The sequence below is a fragment of the Leucobacter salsicius M1-8 genome (assembly GCF_000350525.1).
GTDB lineage: Bacteria > Actinomycetota > Actinomycetes > Actinomycetales > Microbacteriaceae > Leucobacter > Leucobacter salsicius.
In genome coordinates this window covers 128,271-146,268 of record NZ_AOCN01000012.1, presented here as the reverse complement: position 1 = coordinate 146,268, position 17,998 = coordinate 128,271, and the positions used below count along the sequence as shown (strand labels likewise).

Sequence of the window (17,998 nt, the reverse complement as noted above, 5' to 3'; positions counted from 1 at the left end):
CGGCCAGCGCCAGCGCATCGCCATCGCGCGGGCGACCGTGGTGCGGCCGCGCGTGCTGATTGCCGATGAGCCGGTCAGTGCGCTCGACGTCAGCACCCGCACCCAGGTGATCGACCTCTTGAACGAGCTGCGCGCCTCACACGGGCTCGCGCTCGTGATGGTGTCGCACGACCTCGGATCGGTGGCCGCGACGTGCGATCGTACGGCGGTGCTCCAGCACGGGCGGCTCGTTGAGGTCGGCCCGACACGCGAGATCCTGGCGTCGCCGCGCGAGGCTTACACGCGATCGCTCATCTCAGCGATCCCGCGTCTGCCCGCGTAGGGCGGGCGCGTGCCGGCCGTGCGCTGGTCCACCGCTATAGGCACCGATCCGGCGTCAAGCATCAGTAATTTGCGTATGGTCTCGTCGACTGCCGCACGGATCGAGTGAGCGGGGGAGCGGGGGCCGTGGTTAGGCCGCGTGCTCCGCGCACTCAGCGCCTTGGTGCGCCTCACATGCCACGATGCGGGTGCGGCACCCCGGCCGCGTGCAGTTGTCGAGCCGGTTCGTGGGTTCGTCGCAGACCACGCAGCTGCCGAGCACCGCAGCGCCCGCGGCGAAGTCCATGGCCTCGCGGCCGTCAAACACCGCGAGCGAACCCTCCCAGAGCCCGTCGTTGCCGTACGCTTCGCCATACTTCACGATGCCGCCGTCGACCTGGTACACCTCGCCGAAGCCACGATTGATCATCGCCGCCGACAAGATCTCGCAGCGAATGCCACCCGTGCAGTAGGTGACGACGGGGCGACCCTTGAGATCGTCGTAGGCGCCCGACTCGATCTGCGTGATGAAGTCGTGCGTGGTGGTGACGTCGGGAACAATGGCGCCCTTGAACTTGCCGATCTCGGCTTCCCACGCGTTGCGGCCGTCGAAGAATACGACGTCGTCGCCGCGCTCGGCAACGAGCTCGTTCACGGCCTGGGGTGAGAGGTGCTGGCCGCCGCCCACGACACCGTCGGCATCGACCACGGTCTCCTCGGGGATGCCAAAGGCGACGAGCTCGTCGCGCACCTTGACGCTGAGCTTGGGGAAGTCGGTAAGGCGCTGCCATGGGGCCGCGCGGTCGATGCCCTTCAGTAGCTCGGGCGCAACCGGATCAAATCCGGTCCCGTCGCTCCACTTCACCTCGAGCCCAGAGAAGGGCCCAAACTCGCGGGTCTGCTTGAGGTACTGCTTGCACGCGTCGATTTCGCCACCCACGGTGCCGTTGATGCCGTGCTTCGAGATGATGATGCGCCCGCGCAGCCCGAGCGACTCGCACAGCTGCCGCTGCCACAGCATGACCGCTTCGGGGTCGGTGACGGGTGCAAACACGTAATACAGCAGAATCTTTGGGTGGCTCACCAGTCCATCGTACGCGGCGCTGGGGCCCGCTTCACTGTGTGGCAGGGGGGCCAGCCCAATCATTTGGCAGCAATTGTGGTTCACCGCCCCTGAAGCCGCAATTTCAACCAAATGGATTGTTGATCTCGCGGGTGGCCCGGCCAGAACGGGCTTGACCTTGACCTTGACGTAACGTCAACTCTTACGCTGGGTGTGCGGCGACGGACGGCCAGCCGGCAAGCCCCAGCGTGGGCAACCAAACACCCACGCCCGATCACCCACGAGCACACGAGAGGACTTTGATGCACCACACCATTCAGCAGGTCGCGAAGGCCGCCGGCACCACGGCCCGCACGCTGCGCCACTACGACCAACTCGGCCTCATGAAGCCCAGCAGCATCGGCGCCAACGGCTACCGCTACTACGACGACCGTGCGCTCGTCAGGCTGCAGCGTGTGCTGCTGCTGCGCGCGCTGGGGCTCGGGCTCGACGCCATCGGGGAGGTGCTGCGCGCGCAAGACACGGGCGGCCAGGGCCCCGCGGCCGAGGCGCGGATCCTGCGCACGCACCTCGATCTGTTGCGCGCCGAGGAGCGCCGGATCGCCACCCAAATCACCTCGGTCGAGCGCACGATCGCGGCGCTCACCAACACCACAAAGGAGCACAGCATCATGACCGAACACATTTTTGACGGATTCGACCACACCCAACACCGTGACGAGGTCGAGCGTCGCTGGGGCGCCGACGCCTACGCCGCGGGCGACCGCTGGTGGCGCGGGCTGAGCAAGGACGGGCAACAGGCAATGCAGGATCGCGTGCAGCAGTTGAACGCTGCCTGGGTGGCCGCGGCGACCGCTGGGATTGAGCCCGCATCGCCCGAGGCACAGCAGCTTGCCGCCAGCCATATCGCGTGGCTGCGCGAGATGCCCGGCACCCCCGCGGACTTCACGGGATACGTGCGCGGCCTCGCCGACATGTACGTGCAAGACGAGCGGTTCGCCGCCAACTACGGCGGGGTGACAGGTGCGACGCTCGTGCGCGATGCGCTCGTGAACCTGCTGAATTCATCCAACGGCGAGATCCGTGAGCCCCACGAAAACGGGACGAATGAGGCGTAGGCTGGGCTGAGAAACTCGGAGCCTGGTCGCCGCGAGCGGCCTCGCGAGCGACAGGAGTGCGACGTGTACGTCAACATCACAGCGGCAGGAATCCACCTCGCCGAAACCGACGTGTTCACCGCCTTCGAGGTGCGCACTCCGCTGAGCGAGGGTGAACTCACGGCGGCGCTCGCCGCGGACGCCGCCGAGGTGTCTTCTGCCGACACGGCCTCCGGTGCTGGTGCCGGAGGCTGGGGCTACTTCGCCGACGGGCACGTGTGGGTATCGCGAGAGCGTATCCTCGCCGAGGTCGAGCCGTTTCACGAGCACGTCACCCGCTGGCGGGAGCAGTTCGACGACATGATTGCATACGCGGCGAAGCAGGGCTGGCTCGATGAGACCGGTCGGTTCGTGCGGGCGCACGTCGAATATCTGTAGACCGGCCAGATCCCGCCTCACCTCGCCCGACACCGCCCATCTACGCGCTGATCGCTGCTGGCATCAGTGCCCGCGCCCCCGCATACGCGTCGGGCAGGTCGCGCATCGGTACGTCGAACACGCGGCTCGGCCCCTGCCCGCCGATGTCGGGCGCCCATCCGGGATCGCCGGTCTGCGCGAACCGAACGAGCGCCCCGTGCACGGCGTCAGCGAGTTGCTGTGGTGGGTGTTCTCCGGCCACGCGAAAGACCCCGGGCGCCCTGAGACGATCGAACACGAACGGCACGTCGATGCAGTGCCCCGCCTGCGGCGGCTCGTCCGAGTGCCACGCAAACCGATAGCTCCACGTGGTGCCCGCCTCGGTGCGCGCGGTTCGGGCAGCCGCAATGCGCGGCACCCAGGTGCGAAACACCGAGTCGGTGGCGTAGCGCCCCAGCAACACGACGGTGCTCTCGGTGGCCTGCGCGAGCGGGCTTGCCAACCACCGGTCGGCGACCAGCCCAGACGCCCCAAGTGCCCGCAGGGCAGCCCGCCGCGGCACCCGATCGAACACAGTGCCCGGCTTGAATAGGCCCAGGAGTTCGCCGTCACACGTGCCAATCACAAGTGGCACGTGTGCGTTGGGCCCCTGGGCTACCCCGACATCGACGGAGCACGGCACGATAGTGCCATCGGCGACCGGGCCCAGCATCAGCCCGTCACGCAGCAGACCGTGGATCTCTCGCACGAGGCGCGGCACCGAAGGCGACGTGATGCGCGGCTGCAGCTCGAGAATGCGGGCCTCGGACAGCGACGAGAATCCGCGGCGGTCGGGGGAAACGCCCGCGAGCTTGGCGAGCCGGTGCGTGCGTTCGAGCGCCGCGTTCACCGACGGATCCGCAATGGCCGCGCTCATCGCATATCCGCCCTGAAACAACCCGCGCGCGGCCGGGGCGCCGAGCAGCGTCAATACGGCACCGCCGCCAGCCGATTGCCCGGCAATCGTGACGCGATCCGGATCGCCCCCGAAGGCCGCAATATGCTGCTGCACCCATTCGAGCGCGCAGATCCAGTCGAGCACGCCGCGGTTGGGCACGGCGCCGGGGATCCACCCGAAACCCGTGAACCCGAGCCGGTACGACAGCGTCACGAGCACGACGCCGTCGCGCGCAAAGGGCGCGCCGTTGTACCAGGGGCTCGCGGGCGACCCCGAGATGAAGCCGCCGCCGTGAATCCAAACGACCACGGGCAGCTTCGCGGCCGGGTCAAGCGTGGGTGTCCATACGTTGACGCTGAGGGTGTCGCCGCCGGGAATCGTGGTCTCGGGGATCAGGGTCATGCCCGCCTCGCCGCGCTGCGGCGTCGGGCCAAATTCAGTCGCGTCGAGCACGCCAGCCCATGGCGTGCGCGGCCGCGGGGCCGCGAACCGGAGCGGGCCCACGGGCGCGAGGGCGTAGGGGATGCCGCGAAACGCCGCGATTGGGTTGGGGCGCTGGGCGCTTTGATCCGGATCATGCTCCGCGAGTTCCCACACCCCCAGCACGCGACCCGAGGTCGTCAGCGCCACCGGTGCTGTGGGGGTGATGGAGTCGAGGCGGTCCATGTGGGCATGCTACCGAGGCAGGGCCGCCTGAAGGAAGACCCGCGGGGCTCGAAGTGCGCGAGCAGGCGGGCTACGCCTTGTCCTGCGCCTCCCAGGCGTTCTCGATGCGCTGCTGCTGCTCAGGGGTGCGCGTGAGCGCGGGCACCACTTCGTGGTGATCGTTGACGATCACGACGTCGTGGTCGACGTGGTCGACCATCGCGTGCACCGCGTCGATGAAGTCGCGGCGGCGAATCGCGTCGAGCACGCGGGCGTGATCGCGTTCCATCTCGGCGCCCGTTGCCACGTTCGCCAGGCGGCCGCGGTGTTCGGGGGTGCGCAACTGATCGTTGACGCCCGCGTACAGCGACGAGAGGAGGCGATTCTTGGCCGAATCAAACACGAGCCGGTGAAACTTGCTGTCGAAGGCGTTGTCTTCGCCACCCGCAAAGCCGAGCACTGGGCAGCGCGTGCACCCGATCTCGTCTGTCGCGGCCTGCTCGAGGGCAATGATGTCTTCCTCAGTGCGGTGAATGGACGCCTGCTGCGCGGCTTCAATCTCGAGGGCGCGGCGGTAGCTCAGAATCTCCTCGAGCGAGAAGTCGCTCAGAAACTGGTTGAGCAACGCACTCGTGGGCGCGGCAGAGCGCACAAACGTGCCGCGGCCGGGGAGCGTCTCGAGCATGCCCACTGAGGCCAGCGAACGCACGGCCTCGCGCACGGTCGAGCGGCCAACGCCGGTCTGCTCAGCGAGCTCGGGTTCGATGGGAATGCGGCTGCCCACCTCCCACTCACCGGTCGTGATTTTTCGGCGCAGGAACGCCAGCGTCGCGCGTGCGCGCTCAGATCCTGTCGTGCCAGCCATGCTGCCCCTTGTCTGGCGCGGAACCGCGCCGAAGTCTAGGCTCATGAGTATATCGGCGGCGTCAGACGAAACCAGAGTGGCCATGCGGACACGGCCTGCACGCAGCTTGCCGATGCGCGCGAGAATCTACCGTGCGCACCGACGAGAAAGGATGCAACATGGCACACGAGACGCTGGGACGGGGAGCCCTCAACCCGTACGCCGGGATGCGGCAGGTACCGTCGTTCACCCTGGTGAGCAACGATGTGCAAGACGGCGAGCCGCTGCCCAGCGAGGTCTACGCCGAGTACGCGGGCGGCGCAAACCAGTCGCCTCACCTGCATTGGGTGGGGTTTCCTGCCGAGACGAAGAGCTTCGTCGTCACCGCGTTTGACCCCGATGCCCCCACCGGGTCGGGTTTCTGGCACTGGGCGGTTGCGAACATTCCCGCCTCCGTCACCGAACTGTCGACCGGGGCTGGAGCGGCCAACGCAAGCGAACTGCTGCCCGAGGGCGCGATCACGATGCCCAACGAGATGCGAGAGCCCGCCTTCACCGGTGCTGGCCCGCCCGAGCACACGGGCGTGCATCACTACTGGTTTGTCGTGCACGCGCTCGACGTTGCACACATCGATATCGATCCTCAGGCGACGCCGGCGGTGCTCGGCTTCATGATGCGCGACGCGGTGCTCGCCCGCGCCATCATCGTGTCGACCGGCGAATTCGGCGGGGCCGCGTAGGCGACTGCGACTCCGGGCCGCCTGGCCCGTCGCCCGTCTCGCCAACCGCACCGATCACGCTTCAAGCATCAATTCTCATGAAAAACTGATGCTCGAAGCGTGATTGATGCTTGAAGCGGTGCCCGCAGCGCCCGCCATCGCTCGGGGACTTGGATTCTGCAACGGCTCGGTCACGAACGTTGTCACGTTTGTGTGAATCGGGGTCGAGCCGGTTACGATGCTGGAAACGGCGTATTGTTGCGCCGTTTTCTCACATTGCTGCGGCACAGCTGCCGTGGCCAGCATCGTAAGGATTCGAAGCACATGCGCCAGACCTCGTTCCGCCGCCGCGCGCTCTCCCTCGTCGGCATCGCAGCGGCAGTAACCCTCACTCTGACTTCGTGCTCGTCGGCCCCCGCCGACGACAAGGGCAACGCGGGTGCCGAGACCGTCGAGACGGTCAACATTGGCATCAGTCAGTTCGTGCAGCACCCCGCGCTGGATGCCGCTGCCGAGGGCTTCAAGCAGGCGTTTATCGACGCTGGCTATGTCGATGGTGAGACCGTGATCTTTGATCTGCAGAACGCCAACGGTGAGCAGTCGACTGCCGTCACGATCGCCCAGAGCTTCGCCACCTCGGACGACGACCTGGTGCTCGCCATTGCAACGCCCGCTGCGCAGGCCGCTGCGCAGGCCATTGCCGACAAGCCGGTACTGTTCACCGCGGTCACCGACGCGGTTTCTGCCGAACTCGTTGACTCAAACGAAAAGCCCGGCGCCAACGTTACGGGTACGGTCGACGCGGTTCCCGCTGACGCGCTGAAGACGCAGCTCGAGCTCATCAAGGAGATCAACCCCGACGCCAAGACCGTCGGCATCGTCTACGCCTCGGGCGAGGTGAACTCTGAGGTGCAGGTGAAGGCAGCCGAGGAGGTCGCCAAGGAGCTCGGCCTCGAGATCGTCACGAAGACCGTCACCACGGCCAACGACATTGCCCAGGCCACGGAGGCGCTCGGCGATGTCGACGCAATCTACGTCCCCACCGACAACATGGTGGTTTCGGGCATCGCCTCGCTCGTGCAGGTCGCTGAGAAGGCACAGATCCCCGTGATCGGTGCCGAGCCCGGCACCGTTGAGGGCGGCGCAGTAGCCACCTACGGCATCGACTACACCAAGCTCGGTAAGCAGACCGGCGAGATGGCGATCCGGATCCTCGAGGGTGCAGACCCCGCAATGACCCCGGTTGAGACGCCCAGCGAGCTCAGCTACGTCGTCAACGTCGAAGCAGCCAAGCGCATGGGCGTTGAGATCCCCCAGGAGATCCTCGACCAGGCGACGGTCGTCAAGGGCTAATCCGAGATTCTCTTCGGGAACTCACCACCCGCATGCACCCGGTAGAGTGCATGTATGTCGAGTGCCAGGCGCGCAGGCGTCTGGCACTCGCCCCATTTTTAGTCTGAAGGAACAGATAACGCATGATCGGTGCGCTCGAACTTGGCCTCATCTACGGGGTGATGGCGCTCGGCGTCTATCTCACCTTCAGGGTGCTCAACTTCCCAGACCTGACGGTCGACGGTAGCTTTACGTCGGGCGCCGCCACCGCCGCGGCGCTCATTACCGCAGGGCAGAGCCCCGTGCTCGCAACGATCGCGGGCGCCGTGGTCGGGCTGATCGCTGGCGCGGTCACCGGCCTGCTGCACACCAAGGGCAAGATCGACGGCCTGCTCGCCGGTATCCTCACGATGATCGCGCTGTGGTCCATCAACCTGCGCATCATGGGCACCGTCAAGGAAAACTCCGCGGTCGCCGCCAACCTGCCGCTCTTGCGCGCCGAAACCGTATTCACGCCGCTGCGCGAGGCCGGGCTGCTCAACACCTGGGCCGGCATCGGCATCATCGCCGTCGGCGTGATCCTGCTCAAGCTCCTGGTCGACTGGTTCCTGTCGACGAACTTGGGCCTCGCCATCCAGGCCACGGGCGACAACGGCCCCATGATCCGCAGCTTCGGTGTCAACACCGACGGCACCAAGATCCTCACGCTCTCGATTTCCAACGGACTCGTGGCAGCTTGTGGCGCGCTTGTCGCTCAGTACCAGGGCTTCGCCGACATCAGCATGGGCGTCGGCCTGATCCTCGTCGGCCTCGCCTCCGTGATCCTCGGCCAGGCCATCTTCGGCCAGCGATTCATCTGGGTCGCGACCCTCGCGGTCGTGCTCGGCGCGGTGCTCTACCGCCTCATTATCTTCTTTGCCCTGCGTGGCGGACTCGACCCCAACGACATGAAGCTTGTCACCGCGCTGCTCGTGGTGGCCGCGCTGCTGCTGCCGCGCTGGGGCTTCCTGCGCAAGGTGCCGAAGCTCGGTAGGCGCGGCGGGAGCGTCGTGTTCGAGAACGGCACGGCCGCTGCTGGGCAGGCGGCTCCGGATCCGGCACTCGCGGCCGCAGTAGCTGCGACCGCGAGTGACGCTTCCCCCAACGGCCCGAGCGAGAGGTAGACGCATGCTCAACATTGACCACATTGAGAAGACGTTCTTCCCGGGCACGATCAACGAGCGCCGCGCGCTCGCGGGCCTCAATCTCAAGCTTGACGAGAAGGACTTCGTTACCGTCATCGGTTCGAATGGTGCGGGCAAGTCGACGCTGCTGAACGCGATTTCGGGTCGCTACGGCGTGGACTCGGGCACGATTGAGATCGACGGCACCCGCGTCAACAAGCTCAGTGAGCATCAGCGCGCGAAGTTTATCGGCCGTGTGTTTCAGGATCCGATGGCGGGCACCGCGCCCGAGCTGACGATAGAACAGAACCTCGCGCTTGCCGTGCGCCGCGGCAAGAGCCGGGGGCTCGGGCCGGCGCTCACGCGCTCGCTGCGCGAGCGGTTTGCCGAGGAGCTGCGCACTCTCGAGCTGGGCCTCGAGAATCGACTGACCGCCAAGGTCGGTTTGCTGTCGGGAGGTCAGCGCCAGGCGCTGTCGCTGCTGATGGCCGGGTTCACGCACCCGCGTATTCTGCTGCTCGACGAGCACACGGCGGCGCTCGATCCGCAGCGCGCGGCGCTCGTGACGGAGCTGACCGACCGCATCGTATCGACGGGCGGGCTGACGACGCTCATGGTGACGCACAACATGGAACAGGCGATTCGCCTGGGCAACCGCCTCATCATGATGCACGAGGGCCGCATCGTGTTCGAGGCTTCGGCCGAACAGAAGCAGGCGCTCACTGTGCCACTACTGCTTGCGGAGTTCGCGAAGATCAAGGGCGCTCAGCTCGACGATCGCGCGCTGCTCGCGTAGGTTCTCCCAATGTCTCGCCGTCTGCCGCCCCGATACCTGGGCGGCAGACGGCGAGGCATTGCGTTTGCTGTGTGGTGTGTGTCTTGGGCGCGCGCCTCATCGGTGTTGGGGTGGCCGCGCCATACAGTGAAGACATGCCAGCTGCCGTCATTACCGCTGAACCATTCTGGGACGAGCTCGTCGACCGCGCGGTAACGCGTGCTGCCGAGTGGAACGTGCCCGCCTCAGACCTGTTCGCGGGCGGGTCAGGCGGGTCGGGTGAGCCCGGTGGCCTTGCGGGGCCCGAGGTGGCGGAGTTCACGCGCCGCCTGCTCGAGCTCGTGCTCAGCGATGACGACGCGGTCACGGCCGCGCTCGAGTTGAAGCGCCTGGCTCCAGAGGCGCCCGCGACGATGCGCACTCCAGACCGACTGCTGTTGCGGGCGGGCGGTGCAGTGTCGCTCGGGCTGCCGTGGGCCGTGATGCCGGTGGCGAAGCGGTGGCTGCGAGACCGGCTGTCGCACCTCGTGCTCGCCACCAAGAGTCCGGCAACAGTGACTGAAGCGCTGCGCCGGATCACCGAAGCCGGCGTCACCGCCGTCGTGCGCCCGCTTGGCGATCCGGTGCTGGGGCCCGCATCGGTGGCGCGTGAGGTCGATCGGCTGGTGGCGCTTGCAGCGTTGCCCAGCGTGACCCATCTTGTCGTCGACCCGGCCCGCTTGGTGCCGGGGGGCAGCGATTGGAGCGCCGACGCCGACGTCGTCGATGCGGCGCGGCTGCTGCGCCCCGTGCTCGATGCGGCCGAGAAACACCACACGACCGTGCTCCTCGAGCCCACGTGTGTGCGGTGGGCGCGACTGATTCCCGCCATTCTTGAGCTCGCGCTGGCCGATTCAGCGCTGGACCGGGTGCGCGTGGGCGTCGGATTTCTCGCAGAGCTGCCGGAGTCCCGCGAGTTCTATAGCCAGGTCAGCCGGTGGGCGATGCGCCGCGTCGCCGACGGCGGCGCCCCCGTCGAAGCCGTGATTGGTGTCGGGAGAGTGGCGGCGCGTGAGCGAGGCGAGGCGATGCGGGCGGGGTTGCCGGTTCCCGTGGTCGAGGGTGACGAGGCCGTCACGGCTCAACTGCTGGGGCTGATTGAGCTTGCTCTGCACGCGGGGCGAGCGGTAGCGCTGCGCCCCGTCATCGCCACGGAGGACCCGCTGCTGATCGCGGCGACCGTCGAGGCCGCCGCGAAGCTGGGCGCGAGCGATCTGTTTTCGGTGCGTCTGCGCGCCGGGGTGGCCCCCGGCCTCGCAAGCAGTCTCGTCGGCGCGGTGCCCGAGCTGCGTGTCTGCCTGCCCGTCACCCATCCGCGTGAGTATGGCGGCGCCATTGATCTGCTGGTGCCGCTCGCGCTCGAGGCGGCTGCAGCGGCCACCGCGGCGGCTGAGGTCGCTGACGCCGCAGTTGCGGCGGAACCGGAAGCAGCGGCTGGACCGAATGAATCTGGAGAGCCGGCCGCACCGGCTGAAACTGCTCAAGCGACGGCGGTCGAGGCGGCGTTTCGTGCAGCGGCAGTTCGAGCATCGGGTAACCCGCAGACCTCGCACCGCACCCAATCGCGCAGCCGCGAGTGGGACCCGAGTGAACTCGACAGCGCACTTTTCTACCGCGCGCCTGACGAGCCCGCCCGATTCGACACGGGCGGTCTCACCGCCGCCGTGCTGGGGCTGACGCGCGGCGAGACCGGCGAGATCGGGCTCACCGAGATGGCGCCCGCGCGAGCGATTCCGGTGGTCTCGGAGTCTGGGTTCGCCAACGAGCCCGACACTGACGCCTCACGCACCGAGAACAGGGACTGGGCGCGCAGGCTCGTGGCGCTCGCTCGCGAGGACGTCGCCGCACGCGACGACCGTGCTGCGCGCGAAGCCACCCCCGATCACGCCGGATCCACTCCTGACGATTCCGATGCCGTACGAGTGGCCGGCCACCTCGATGGGAACGAGGCGCACGACACGATCGCACTGTCCCGCGCTGAACTCGATCCGGCACGAACGGCCACCGAGGCCCTGGCGTCCTCAGCTCGCTGGCGGGCCATGGGGCACGGGCAGCGCGCGATCCACCTGCGCAGGCTCGCCCTCGGGGCCGTGGCGGCGCGCGACCGGCTGCTGCGCACGCTGGTGGCCGACACCGGAGCCCCCGTGCCCGAAATTGACGCCGAGATCGGCCGCATCGTCGACGCCGCCCGCTACACCGGCCAGCTGGCCGAGGGGCTCGCGGCGGTGCGCGGGGCGACCTTCACCCCCGAGGCGCTTGCGCTCGTGACGGGGGATGCCTGGGCAGGCCTGGCCGCTCAGGCCGAGGCGGTACTCGCCGCGCTGGGTGCGGGAAGTGGCGTGCTCTGGGCTGCTCCCGCGCAGCTCGCCGCCTCGGCGCGTGCCCTCCTCGAAGAGTGGGAGGCCGCCGGGCTCCCGGTGGGCAGCCTCACCCTCGAGATCCTGACATACCCCGAGCACCTCACCGAGGTGGCCGCCGCCAGCGCGGTCGATCGCGCCATTGTCCTCGGCGATCGGGCGGAGGCCACCGCGCTCGCCCACCGTCGCCCCGACCTGCGCGTTGAAGGCCGGTTCCGTGCGCGCGGTAGCGTGATCGTTTCGCCCACCGCGGAACTCGCCAGCGCAGTGAGAGACGTGATCGCTTCAGCGTTCACGGGTCCCGTGCTGTCGCGTGCCAACAGCGTGATCGTGGTCGGCAGCGTGGGGCGCGCTCGCCGCTTTCGGGAGGCCCTGATCGACGCGGTGCGCGGGCTCCGCATCGGCGACACGTCTCGCGCCGCTGAAGCCACAGCAGGGGGAGAGGGCCCTGAGCCCTGCCCCATCGCGATCACGGTGGGCCCGATGCCGGCACCCCTCACTCCCGCTCAGCTACACGCCCTGACCGATCCGGATCACCTCGTGCTCGCTCCCGAGCGGCTCAGCGCCGACGGCCGCCTGTGGCGCCCCGGCGTGCGCACGGGAGTATCAGCAGAATCGCCATTCTGGGTGGAAGCGAGCGGGCTTCCCGTGATCGGCCTCACCCACGTGCGCACGCTGGGTGAGGCGATCCGGCACCAGAACGCTCCGGGCAGCGGGGCAGTCGCGGGGCTTCAGGCCACCGCGGCGGGTGAGATTGCGACGTGGCTTGCGCGCGCGGAGGCCGCAACACTCGCGCTCAATCGGCCCACGACCGACGTACGGGTTGAGCGCCAGCCGGTCGGTGGATGGAACGACGCCGTCATGGGTCTGCCGCCCCTCGCCGCGGGCCCCAATCGGCTCGTGACGCTGGGGGCGTGGCAGCCGCGGCCTGGAACGCCCAGTAGTACGCTGCATCTGCGCGGCCTTACGCCCGAGGTCGCGGCGCTCATCGAGACGCTGCAGCCCGAACTCGAGTACGGCGAGTTCGACGAGCTGCGGCGCGCGGCGCTCGCCGACTCGCTGACCTGGCGCACCACGTTTGCTCCGGATCGTGACGTTGCGGGGCTGGGCGTCGAGCGCAATCTGCTGCGCTACCATCCGGTCGCCGCCCAGGTGCGGCTCTCGGAGGGGGCGCGCGTGGTCGAGCTGGCGCGCGTGCTGGCGGCCGCGCTCCTCGTGCGTGCTGCGGTGACCGTGTCGACGGGGGAGGTGCTGCCCGCCGCGCTGACGGGATTCCTCGAAAAGCGCGGCATCGAGGTGTCGCTCGAGCGCGACGACGACTGGCTTGAACGGGTCGCGGTGACCGGCCTGGTGCCCGCCGCGCGATTGCGCTTGATCGGCGGCGATGCTGCGCGCACCGCCGAATGGTTTGGCGGGCGCGACCGGGTCGTGATGTGGGCGGAACCCGTGACAATGGCGGGGCCCGTCGAGATCCTGTCGCTCGTGCGCGAGCAGGCCGTGTCGGCGCGCGCGCAACGGCACGGGGTCGCGGTGCCGGTGCGGGGGCTCGATTCGCCCTAGCGGATGCGCATTTCCTGGTGCGGGATGTCGTCCTCGAGGTATTCGTCACCCACGGATTGAAAGCCAAAGCGTGCGTACCACCCGGTGAGGTGTGCCTGCGCGTGGATCAGGATCGAAGCGTCACCGCAGCGGGCGATCGCGTGGCGCATGAGCGCCGCGGCAGCGCCCCGCCCGCGCCAGGCGGGGGCGGTCACGACGCGGCCGATGCTGAGGAGGCCGGGCTCGGTGGCGTGTTCGTCGAGGATGCGCACGGAGGTAGCGATCTCGCCAGCGGCCCCCTCGGCCCACATTTGCACCGTGCCGGGCTCGAGATCGCGGCCGTCGAGGTCGAGATAGACGCAGTCTTGCTCGAGTACGAAGACCTCCTGGCGAAGCTTCGCAATCGCGTGAAAGGTGCGGGCGTCGAGTTCGTCGAAGCGTTCAACGGTGCGCAGCGTGAGGCCCGCGGGGAGTGCGGTGGGACTGGTCTGTGGGCTCATAGAGCAAGTTTGCCACGCCCGCGCGTGCCCGATTTCCATTCGGGGGCGAGAGCCGGTATCGTTTACTCCTGGTTGTGCTTGCACAATCGGCCAGGCGGATTGCCCGAGCGGCCAAAGGGAGCTGACTGTAAATCAGCCGCGCAAGCTACGTGAGTTCGAATCTCGCATCCGCCACCAAAACAAAAGCCCCGCACCGTAAGGTGCGGGGCTTTTTGTTGTGTCGCGCGTGCTGACCCTAGGTAGTGGGCACCACGGCGTTTCTGCCGGTTACGGTCTCGTCCTCGGCGGCCTCGACGTCGAGGCCGGGTGCCGGGCGCCGGAATCCCTTGGTAAGGAATGCCAGGTAGATGAGGCCTGCGACGAGCCAGATGCTGCCGATGGTGAGTGCGAGCGGGCTCAGCTGGAACAGCAGGAAGATGTCGACCGCGAATCCCAGGACGGGAATCACGATGTAGCCGATCAGGTGCTTAAGCAGCGGCATCGTGTTGCGGTTTTTGTACCAGAGCACGATCACACACACGTTGGCAATCGCGAAGGCTGTAAATGCGCCGAAGTTGATGAGCGAGGTCGCGTCACCGACCGTGAGGAACTGGCCAATGAGGCCGATCAGTGCGATCAGCACCAGGTTGAATACGGGAGTGCGGAACTTGTCGTGCAGGAAGCCGAACACCCGGCGCGGGAACACGCCATCGCGCCCCATCACGAAGAGCAGTCGGCTCCCGCTGGCCTGCACCGCGACGCACGAGGCAAAGCCGCCGATGAGCACGATGGAGTTCACGAGCCCGGCGAAGACCGGGCCGCCGATGACGTTGAGGATCTCGAAGCCTGCCGTGTCGACGCTCTCGAACTCGAGGCTCGGGTGGGCCCACTGCAGCACAAACGAGGTCACCGCGAAAATCACGCCGCCGGCAATGACGACGAGCACGATACCGCGGGGCACGTTCTTGCGCGGGTCTTTGACCTCTTCGCTGAGGGTGCTCACCGCATCGAAGCCAAGGAACGAGTAGGCTGCGACGGCCGCGCCTGCGGCTACCGCTGAGAACGTGGCGCCGGGGGGCCAGATGGCGGCGGTCGCGGGCACGTCGCTTCCCGACGCAAATGCGATGCCGAAGCCGATCAAGGCGAGAATACCCGCGGCCGTGATGACGAGCAGGACGCGGTTGAAGCGATCCGCCAATTTGAGGCCGACGACGTTCATGAGCGTGCAGAACACGATCACGATGAGGCCCCAGGCCCACGGCGGAAGGATGGGGAACTGGGCTGAGAAGAAGAGGCCGACGATCAGCCAGGCGACCATGGGCAGAAAGAGGTAATCGAGCAGAATGATCCAGCCCGAGAGGAAGCCCATCTTGCTGCCGATCGTGCGCCGCGCGTAGGTGTAGACCGAGCCGGAGGCCGGAAACCTGCGCGCAAGCTTGCCGTAGCTCAGTGCGGTGAGGATCATGGCGAGGGTGGCGAAAATGTACGCCATGGGGGTGGCGCCGTTCGAGAGGACTGCGATCACGCCAAAGGTGGCGATGACCACCGCCGGTGCCATGTACGAGAGACCAAAGACGAGTAGCCCCGCGAGATTGAGTTGTGGAATGAGTTTCTTGACCGGTTCTGACACGTGTGATCGCTCCTTCGAGATCCTGTAACCGAGGGTCGACGTACGGTGTACGGCGAAAAGCCCTCGGAGATAGTAAAGTGACGAAATGGCTAAGAGTCAAGACCTGACACCGACGTCGCCCCTGAGTAGGGCTGCGATTACGAACGCCGCAATCGACTTCATCGAGCTTCACGGCATCGAAAAGTTGTCGATGCGCGTACTCGCCACCGAGCTCGGGTGCGGCACCATGAGTCTGTATTCACACGTGCGCAATCGCGATGACTTGAACAGCGCGATCGTGCAAGAGCTCCTGGATCGCAGCGGAATCCTCGACATTACGGACGCCGACTACCCGGGCTGGCGCGAGCGCGTCACGGCGTCGCTCCTTGCGTACAAGGCGCTCGCCGCCGCGTATCCGGCGTCGTTTGAGCTGTTGGCGTTGGCGCCCTACGAGGCTGCTCCGGTAGCCGGGCACCTGGAGCGACTCGTCGGAGCGCTCAGCTCAGAAGGGCTCCCGAGAGAGCGCGCGTATGAGATCCTGGGCCTGCTGGATGCCTACGCGACGGGGTTCTTGATCGTATGGACCAAGTCTCAGTCGAGGCAGCCAGCGACGAGCACCATCGCGACACCACATCTGAGCAGCCAGCGCGACCTCGACGTATTTGACCGTGGATTGCACACCATCCTGACGGGAATCGAGCGGACGGGGTTGAGCGCATCGCATTGAGCGCGTTGCACAACAAGTCCTCCGGATCGCGCCCGACGGCAGTACGCTCTGGATAGGCGCACGCAATGACGCGAACGCCCTGATCAATGAAGATCGGAGTCATGATGTCTGATTCACCGAAACCAACACACCTCAACGACGCCGAACACCTTGCGGTGCTCGGCTACGAGGGAAAGTTTGACCGCTCCATGAGTCTGTGGGCCAATTTCGCCCTCGGCTTTACCTATCTGTCACCGCTCGTCGGTGTCTACTCGTTGCTTGCTGTCGCGCTCTCGACAGGTGGCCCGCCCTCGATCTGGTGGATCGTCATCGTCGCCTGCGGCCAGCTGCTCGTCTCGCTCGTGTTTGGTGAGGTGGTTTCGCAGTTCCCCATTCACGGTGGCATCTACCCCTGGGCGCGCAGGCTCTGGGGTCGCCGCTACGCGTGGATGGCCGCCTGGGTGTACATCTGGGCGCTGATCGTCACGATCACTTCGGTCGCAGAATTTGGGGCGGGATTCGTCACGAGCTTGCTCGGGGTCGAGTTGACGCCCCTGTCAACGCTGCTGACGGCCCTGGGGCTATTGCTCTTGGCCCTCGCGATCAACTTCACCGGCACGAAGTGGCTGGCCCGGATCGCCAGGCTGGGTCTCTTCGCCGAGCTCATCGGCGTGATCGGGTTGGGGCTATACCTGCTGCTCTTCCAGCGTGTGCACGACCTCTCGGTGTTCTTCGACACAATGGGCACCGCGGGCGACGGGTCTTACCTGCCCGTGTTCATGGCATCGGCGCTCGCTGGCCTGTTCCTGTTCTACGGTTTTGAAGCCTGCGGTGACGTCGCCGAAGAAGTGGCTGACCCCGCACGGCGCATTCCCAAGGCCATGATCATGACGATTCTGGTCGGCATGGTGTCGGCGCTCTTCTCGTTTGGCGGTTACGTGCTTGCCGCCCCCAACCTTGAGGACATCGTCGCAGGCAAGGTTGCTGACCCCATTCCCGCGATCCTCGAGGCGACCCTCGGTACGGTCGGGGCCAAGGTCTTTCTTGTCGTGGCAGTGCTCGCATTCATCTCATGCGTGCTCAGCCTGCAGGCGGCCGCGAGTCGACTGCTGTATTCGTTCGCGCGAGACGGAATGCTGCCGGGCCACCGGTGGCTGTCGCGGGTGTCTGAGCGCACGAAGGTGCCCGCGAACGCGCTGATCGTGGCCTGCACGGTGCCCGCGCTCATCTGCGTGCTGATCTTCGTCAACGACGGAATTCTCATCGCCGTGACATCGTTTGCGATCCTCGGCATCTACCTGTCGTTCCAGATGGTCGTGCTCGCGAGCCTCAAACAGCGGTTCCAAGGGTGGAAGCCCGCCGGGCCATTCAACTTGGGCGGCATGGGCATCGTCGTCAACGTGATTGCGCTGGCCTACGGCATCTTCGCGATGATATTGCTGGCCACACCGGGCTCATCGGGTGACTTCTTCGCTGACCACGTGGTGCTCATCGGGCTTGGAGTCGTGCTTGTGACCGGCTTTGCGTACCTGTTCACGGCACGCCCCGATAGGAAGTCTGACGCGCCGCAGGGAGACGCGAAGGCGGTCGCCGATGAGATCCGGCGCCGCACGGGCCAAATCTCGACCCGCTAGCAAAGTTTCTACGACAAAGCGGCGTTTGCGTGGCAAGTCCCGGTGGGGTCAGCCCGCGCAAACGCCGCTTCTGCGTGCCCACGCGCTCAGGCGAGTGGGCACACAGAAGGGTTATGCCGAATAGCGGCCGAGCAGTTCGGCGGCGTGGCGAATGTCGCCTTCGATTGAAGCAAGCTGCTCGTCTGAAGTTGAACCGCTCTTCTTCGCCTCATCGAGGCGTTCAAGACCGCTCTGAACTTCGCTGTCGAGACCGTCGGTGACGAGACGCTGCACGCTCTCGGGGAGACGGTGAAAACTCGAGGTATCCATAACCACCAGAATACCCGATCAATACGGTGCCTCG

16 protein-coding genes and 1 tRNA gene are annotated in these 17,998 nt (G+C 66.8%); 11 read left to right on the top strand and 6 right to left on the bottom strand.

The genetic code is table 11. The features are described from left to right. The coding region (locus C795_RS15235) for an ATP-binding cassette domain-containing protein (RefSeq protein ID WP_017792595.1) at positions 1-322 on the top strand (322 nt) is incomplete at its 5' end. A gap of 129 nt (positions 323-451) precedes the next feature. On the opposite strand, the gene C795_RS0104645 is transcribed toward C795_RS15235, so the two are convergent. Further along, the gene (locus C795_RS0104645) at positions 452-1,384 is read right to left on the bottom strand and encodes a tRNA uridine(34) hydroxylase (protein ID WP_033349128.1); all 933 of its coding nucleotides are present in this window, start codon (positions 1,382-1,384) and stop codon (positions 452-454) included. A 281-nt stretch (positions 1,385-1,665) separates the two neighbouring features. On the opposite strand from C795_RS0104645, the gene C795_RS0104640 reads away from it, so the two are divergent. Together C795_RS0104640 and C795_RS0104635 are read left to right on the top strand one after the other, a co-directional pair. Beyond that, complete coding sequence (locus tag C795_RS0104640) at positions 1,666-2,481, top strand: MerR family transcriptional regulator (protein WP_017792593.1); 816 nt, start codon at positions 1,666-1,668, stop codon at positions 2,479-2,481. A 63-nt stretch (positions 2,482-2,544) separates the two neighbouring features. Beyond that, positions 2,545-2,898, top strand: a complete 354-nt coding sequence (locus C795_RS0104635; protein WP_017792592.1) for a hypothetical protein — start codon at positions 2,545-2,547, stop codon at positions 2,896-2,898. A 40-nt stretch (positions 2,899-2,938) separates the two neighbouring features. Here C795_RS0104635 and C795_RS0104630 read toward each other — a convergent pair whose 3' ends face one another. Then, positions 2,939-4,480, bottom strand: coding sequence for a carboxylesterase/lipase family protein (locus tag C795_RS0104630; RefSeq protein ID WP_017792591.1), 1,542 nt, complete (start codon positions 4,478-4,480; stop codon positions 2,939-2,941). A gap of 70 nt (positions 4,481-4,550) precedes the next feature. Then, a complete protein-coding gene (locus tag C795_RS0104625) occupies positions 4,551-5,324 on the bottom strand; it encodes a FadR/GntR family transcriptional regulator (RefSeq protein ID WP_017792590.1) in 774 nt (257 codons plus the stop codon). A 158-nt stretch (positions 5,325-5,482) separates the two neighbouring features. Here C795_RS0104625 and C795_RS0104620 point away from each other — a divergent pair, with 158 nt between their 5' ends. The 5 genes from C795_RS0104620 (at position 5,483) to C795_RS0104595 (ending at position 13,248) form a co-directional block, all read left to right on the top strand. Further along, on the top strand, positions 5,483-6,043 hold the full coding sequence (locus C795_RS0104620) for a YbhB/YbcL family Raf kinase inhibitor-like protein (protein WP_017792589.1): 561 nt from the start codon (positions 5,483-5,485) through the stop codon (positions 6,041-6,043). Positions 6,044-6,346: 303 nt separating this feature from the next. Then, positions 6,347-7,375, top strand: a complete 1,029-nt coding sequence (locus C795_RS0104610; protein ID WP_017792587.1) for an ABC transporter substrate-binding protein — start codon at positions 6,347-6,349, stop codon at positions 7,373-7,375. A gap of 122 nt (positions 7,376-7,497) precedes the next feature. Beyond that, on the top strand, positions 7,498-8,517 hold the full coding sequence (locus tag C795_RS0104605; protein ID WP_017792586.1) for an ABC transporter permease: 1,020 nt from the start codon (positions 7,498-7,500) through the stop codon (positions 8,515-8,517). A 4-nt stretch (positions 8,518-8,521) separates the two neighbouring features. Further along, positions 8,522-9,313: an ABC transporter ATP-binding protein gene (locus tag C795_RS0104600; protein ID WP_017792585.1), complete on the top strand. Its 792-nt coding sequence runs from the start codon at positions 8,522-8,524 to the stop codon at positions 9,311-9,313. 134 nt (positions 9,314-9,447) lie between these two features. Next, on the top strand, positions 9,448-13,248 hold the full coding sequence (locus tag C795_RS0104595) for an aldehyde dehydrogenase family protein (RefSeq protein ID WP_017792584.1): 3,801 nt from the start codon (positions 9,448-9,450) through the stop codon (positions 13,246-13,248). Here C795_RS0104595 and C795_RS0104590 read toward each other — a convergent pair. Further along, on the bottom strand, positions 13,245-13,727 hold the full coding sequence (locus tag C795_RS0104590; protein WP_017792583.1) for a GNAT family N-acetyltransferase: 483 nt from the start codon (positions 13,725-13,727) through the stop codon (positions 13,245-13,247). The two genes, C795_RS0104595 and C795_RS0104590, sit on opposite strands and share 4 nt — an antisense overlap. Before the next feature lie 93 nt (positions 13,728-13,820). On the opposite strand from C795_RS0104590, the gene C795_RS0104585 reads away from it, so the two are divergent. Beyond that, positions 13,821-13,904, top strand: a tRNA-Tyr gene (locus tag C795_RS0104585). A 58-nt stretch (positions 13,905-13,962) separates the two neighbouring features. Here C795_RS0104585 and C795_RS0104580 read toward each other — a convergent pair. Next, on the bottom strand, positions 13,963-15,336 hold the full coding sequence (locus tag C795_RS0104580; protein WP_017792582.1) for an APC family permease: 1,374 nt from the start codon (positions 15,334-15,336) through the stop codon (positions 13,963-13,965). Between the two features lie 85 nt (positions 15,337-15,421). Between C795_RS0104580 and C795_RS16515 the strand changes: the two genes are divergently transcribed. Both C795_RS16515 and C795_RS0104570 read left to right on the top strand, forming a co-directional pair. Beyond that, entirely contained in the window at positions 15,422-16,042 is a 621-nt protein-coding gene (locus C795_RS16515; protein WP_017792581.1) for a TetR/AcrR family transcriptional regulator, read from the top strand. A 104-nt stretch (positions 16,043-16,146) separates the two neighbouring features. Continuing rightward, on the top strand, positions 16,147-17,655 hold the full coding sequence (locus tag C795_RS0104570; RefSeq protein ID WP_026139450.1) for an APC family permease: 1,509 nt from the start codon (positions 16,147-16,149) through the stop codon (positions 17,653-17,655). A 111-nt stretch (positions 17,656-17,766) separates the two neighbouring features. Here C795_RS0104570 and C795_RS0104565 read toward each other — a convergent pair whose 3' ends face one another. Beyond that, positions 17,767-17,964 (bottom strand): hypothetical protein, encoded by a 198-nt coding sequence (locus C795_RS0104565; protein ID WP_017792579.1) that lies wholly within the window; start codon positions 17,962-17,964, stop codon positions 17,767-17,769. Between the last annotated feature and the right edge of the window lie 34 nt (positions 17,965-17,998).

Coding starts and splice junctions, on each gene's coding strand:
- C795_RS0104640 (WP_017792593.1), top strand. CDS start 1,666: ATGCACCACACCATTCAGCAGGTCGCGAAGGCCGCCGGCACCACGGCC.
- C795_RS0104630 (WP_017792591.1), bottom strand. CDS start 4,480: ATGGACCGCCTCGACTCCATCACCCCCACAGCACCGGTGGCGCTGACG.
- C795_RS0104625 (WP_017792590.1), bottom strand. CDS start 5,324: ATGGCTGGCACGACAGGATCTGAGCGCGCACGCGCGACGCTGGCGTTC.
- C795_RS0104620 (WP_017792589.1), top strand. CDS start 5,483: ATGGCACACGAGACGCTGGGACGGGGAGCCCTCAACCCGTACGCCGGG.
- C795_RS0104610 (WP_017792587.1), top strand. CDS start 6,347: ATGCGCCAGACCTCGTTCCGCCGCCGCGCGCTCTCCCTCGTCGGCATC.
- C795_RS0104605 (WP_017792586.1), top strand. CDS start 7,498: ATGATCGGTGCGCTCGAACTTGGCCTCATCTACGGGGTGATGGCGCTC.
- C795_RS0104600 (WP_017792585.1), top strand. CDS start 8,522: ATGCTCAACATTGACCACATTGAGAAGACGTTCTTCCCGGGCACGATC.
- C795_RS0104595 (WP_017792584.1), top strand. CDS start 9,448: ATGCCAGCTGCCGTCATTACCGCTGAACCATTCTGGGACGAGCTCGTC.
- C795_RS0104590 (WP_017792583.1), bottom strand. CDS start 13,727: ATGAGCCCACAGACCAGTCCCACCGCACTCCCCGCGGGCCTCACGCTG.
- C795_RS16515 (WP_017792581.1), top strand. CDS start 15,422: ATGGCTAAGAGTCAAGACCTGACACCGACGTCGCCCCTGAGTAGGGCT.
- C795_RS0104570 (WP_026139450.1), top strand. CDS start 16,147: ATGTCTGATTCACCGAAACCAACACACCTCAACGACGCCGAACACCTT.
- C795_RS0104565 (WP_017792579.1), bottom strand. CDS start 17,964: ATGGATACCTCGAGTTTTCACCGTCTCCCCGAGAGCGTGCAGCGTCTC.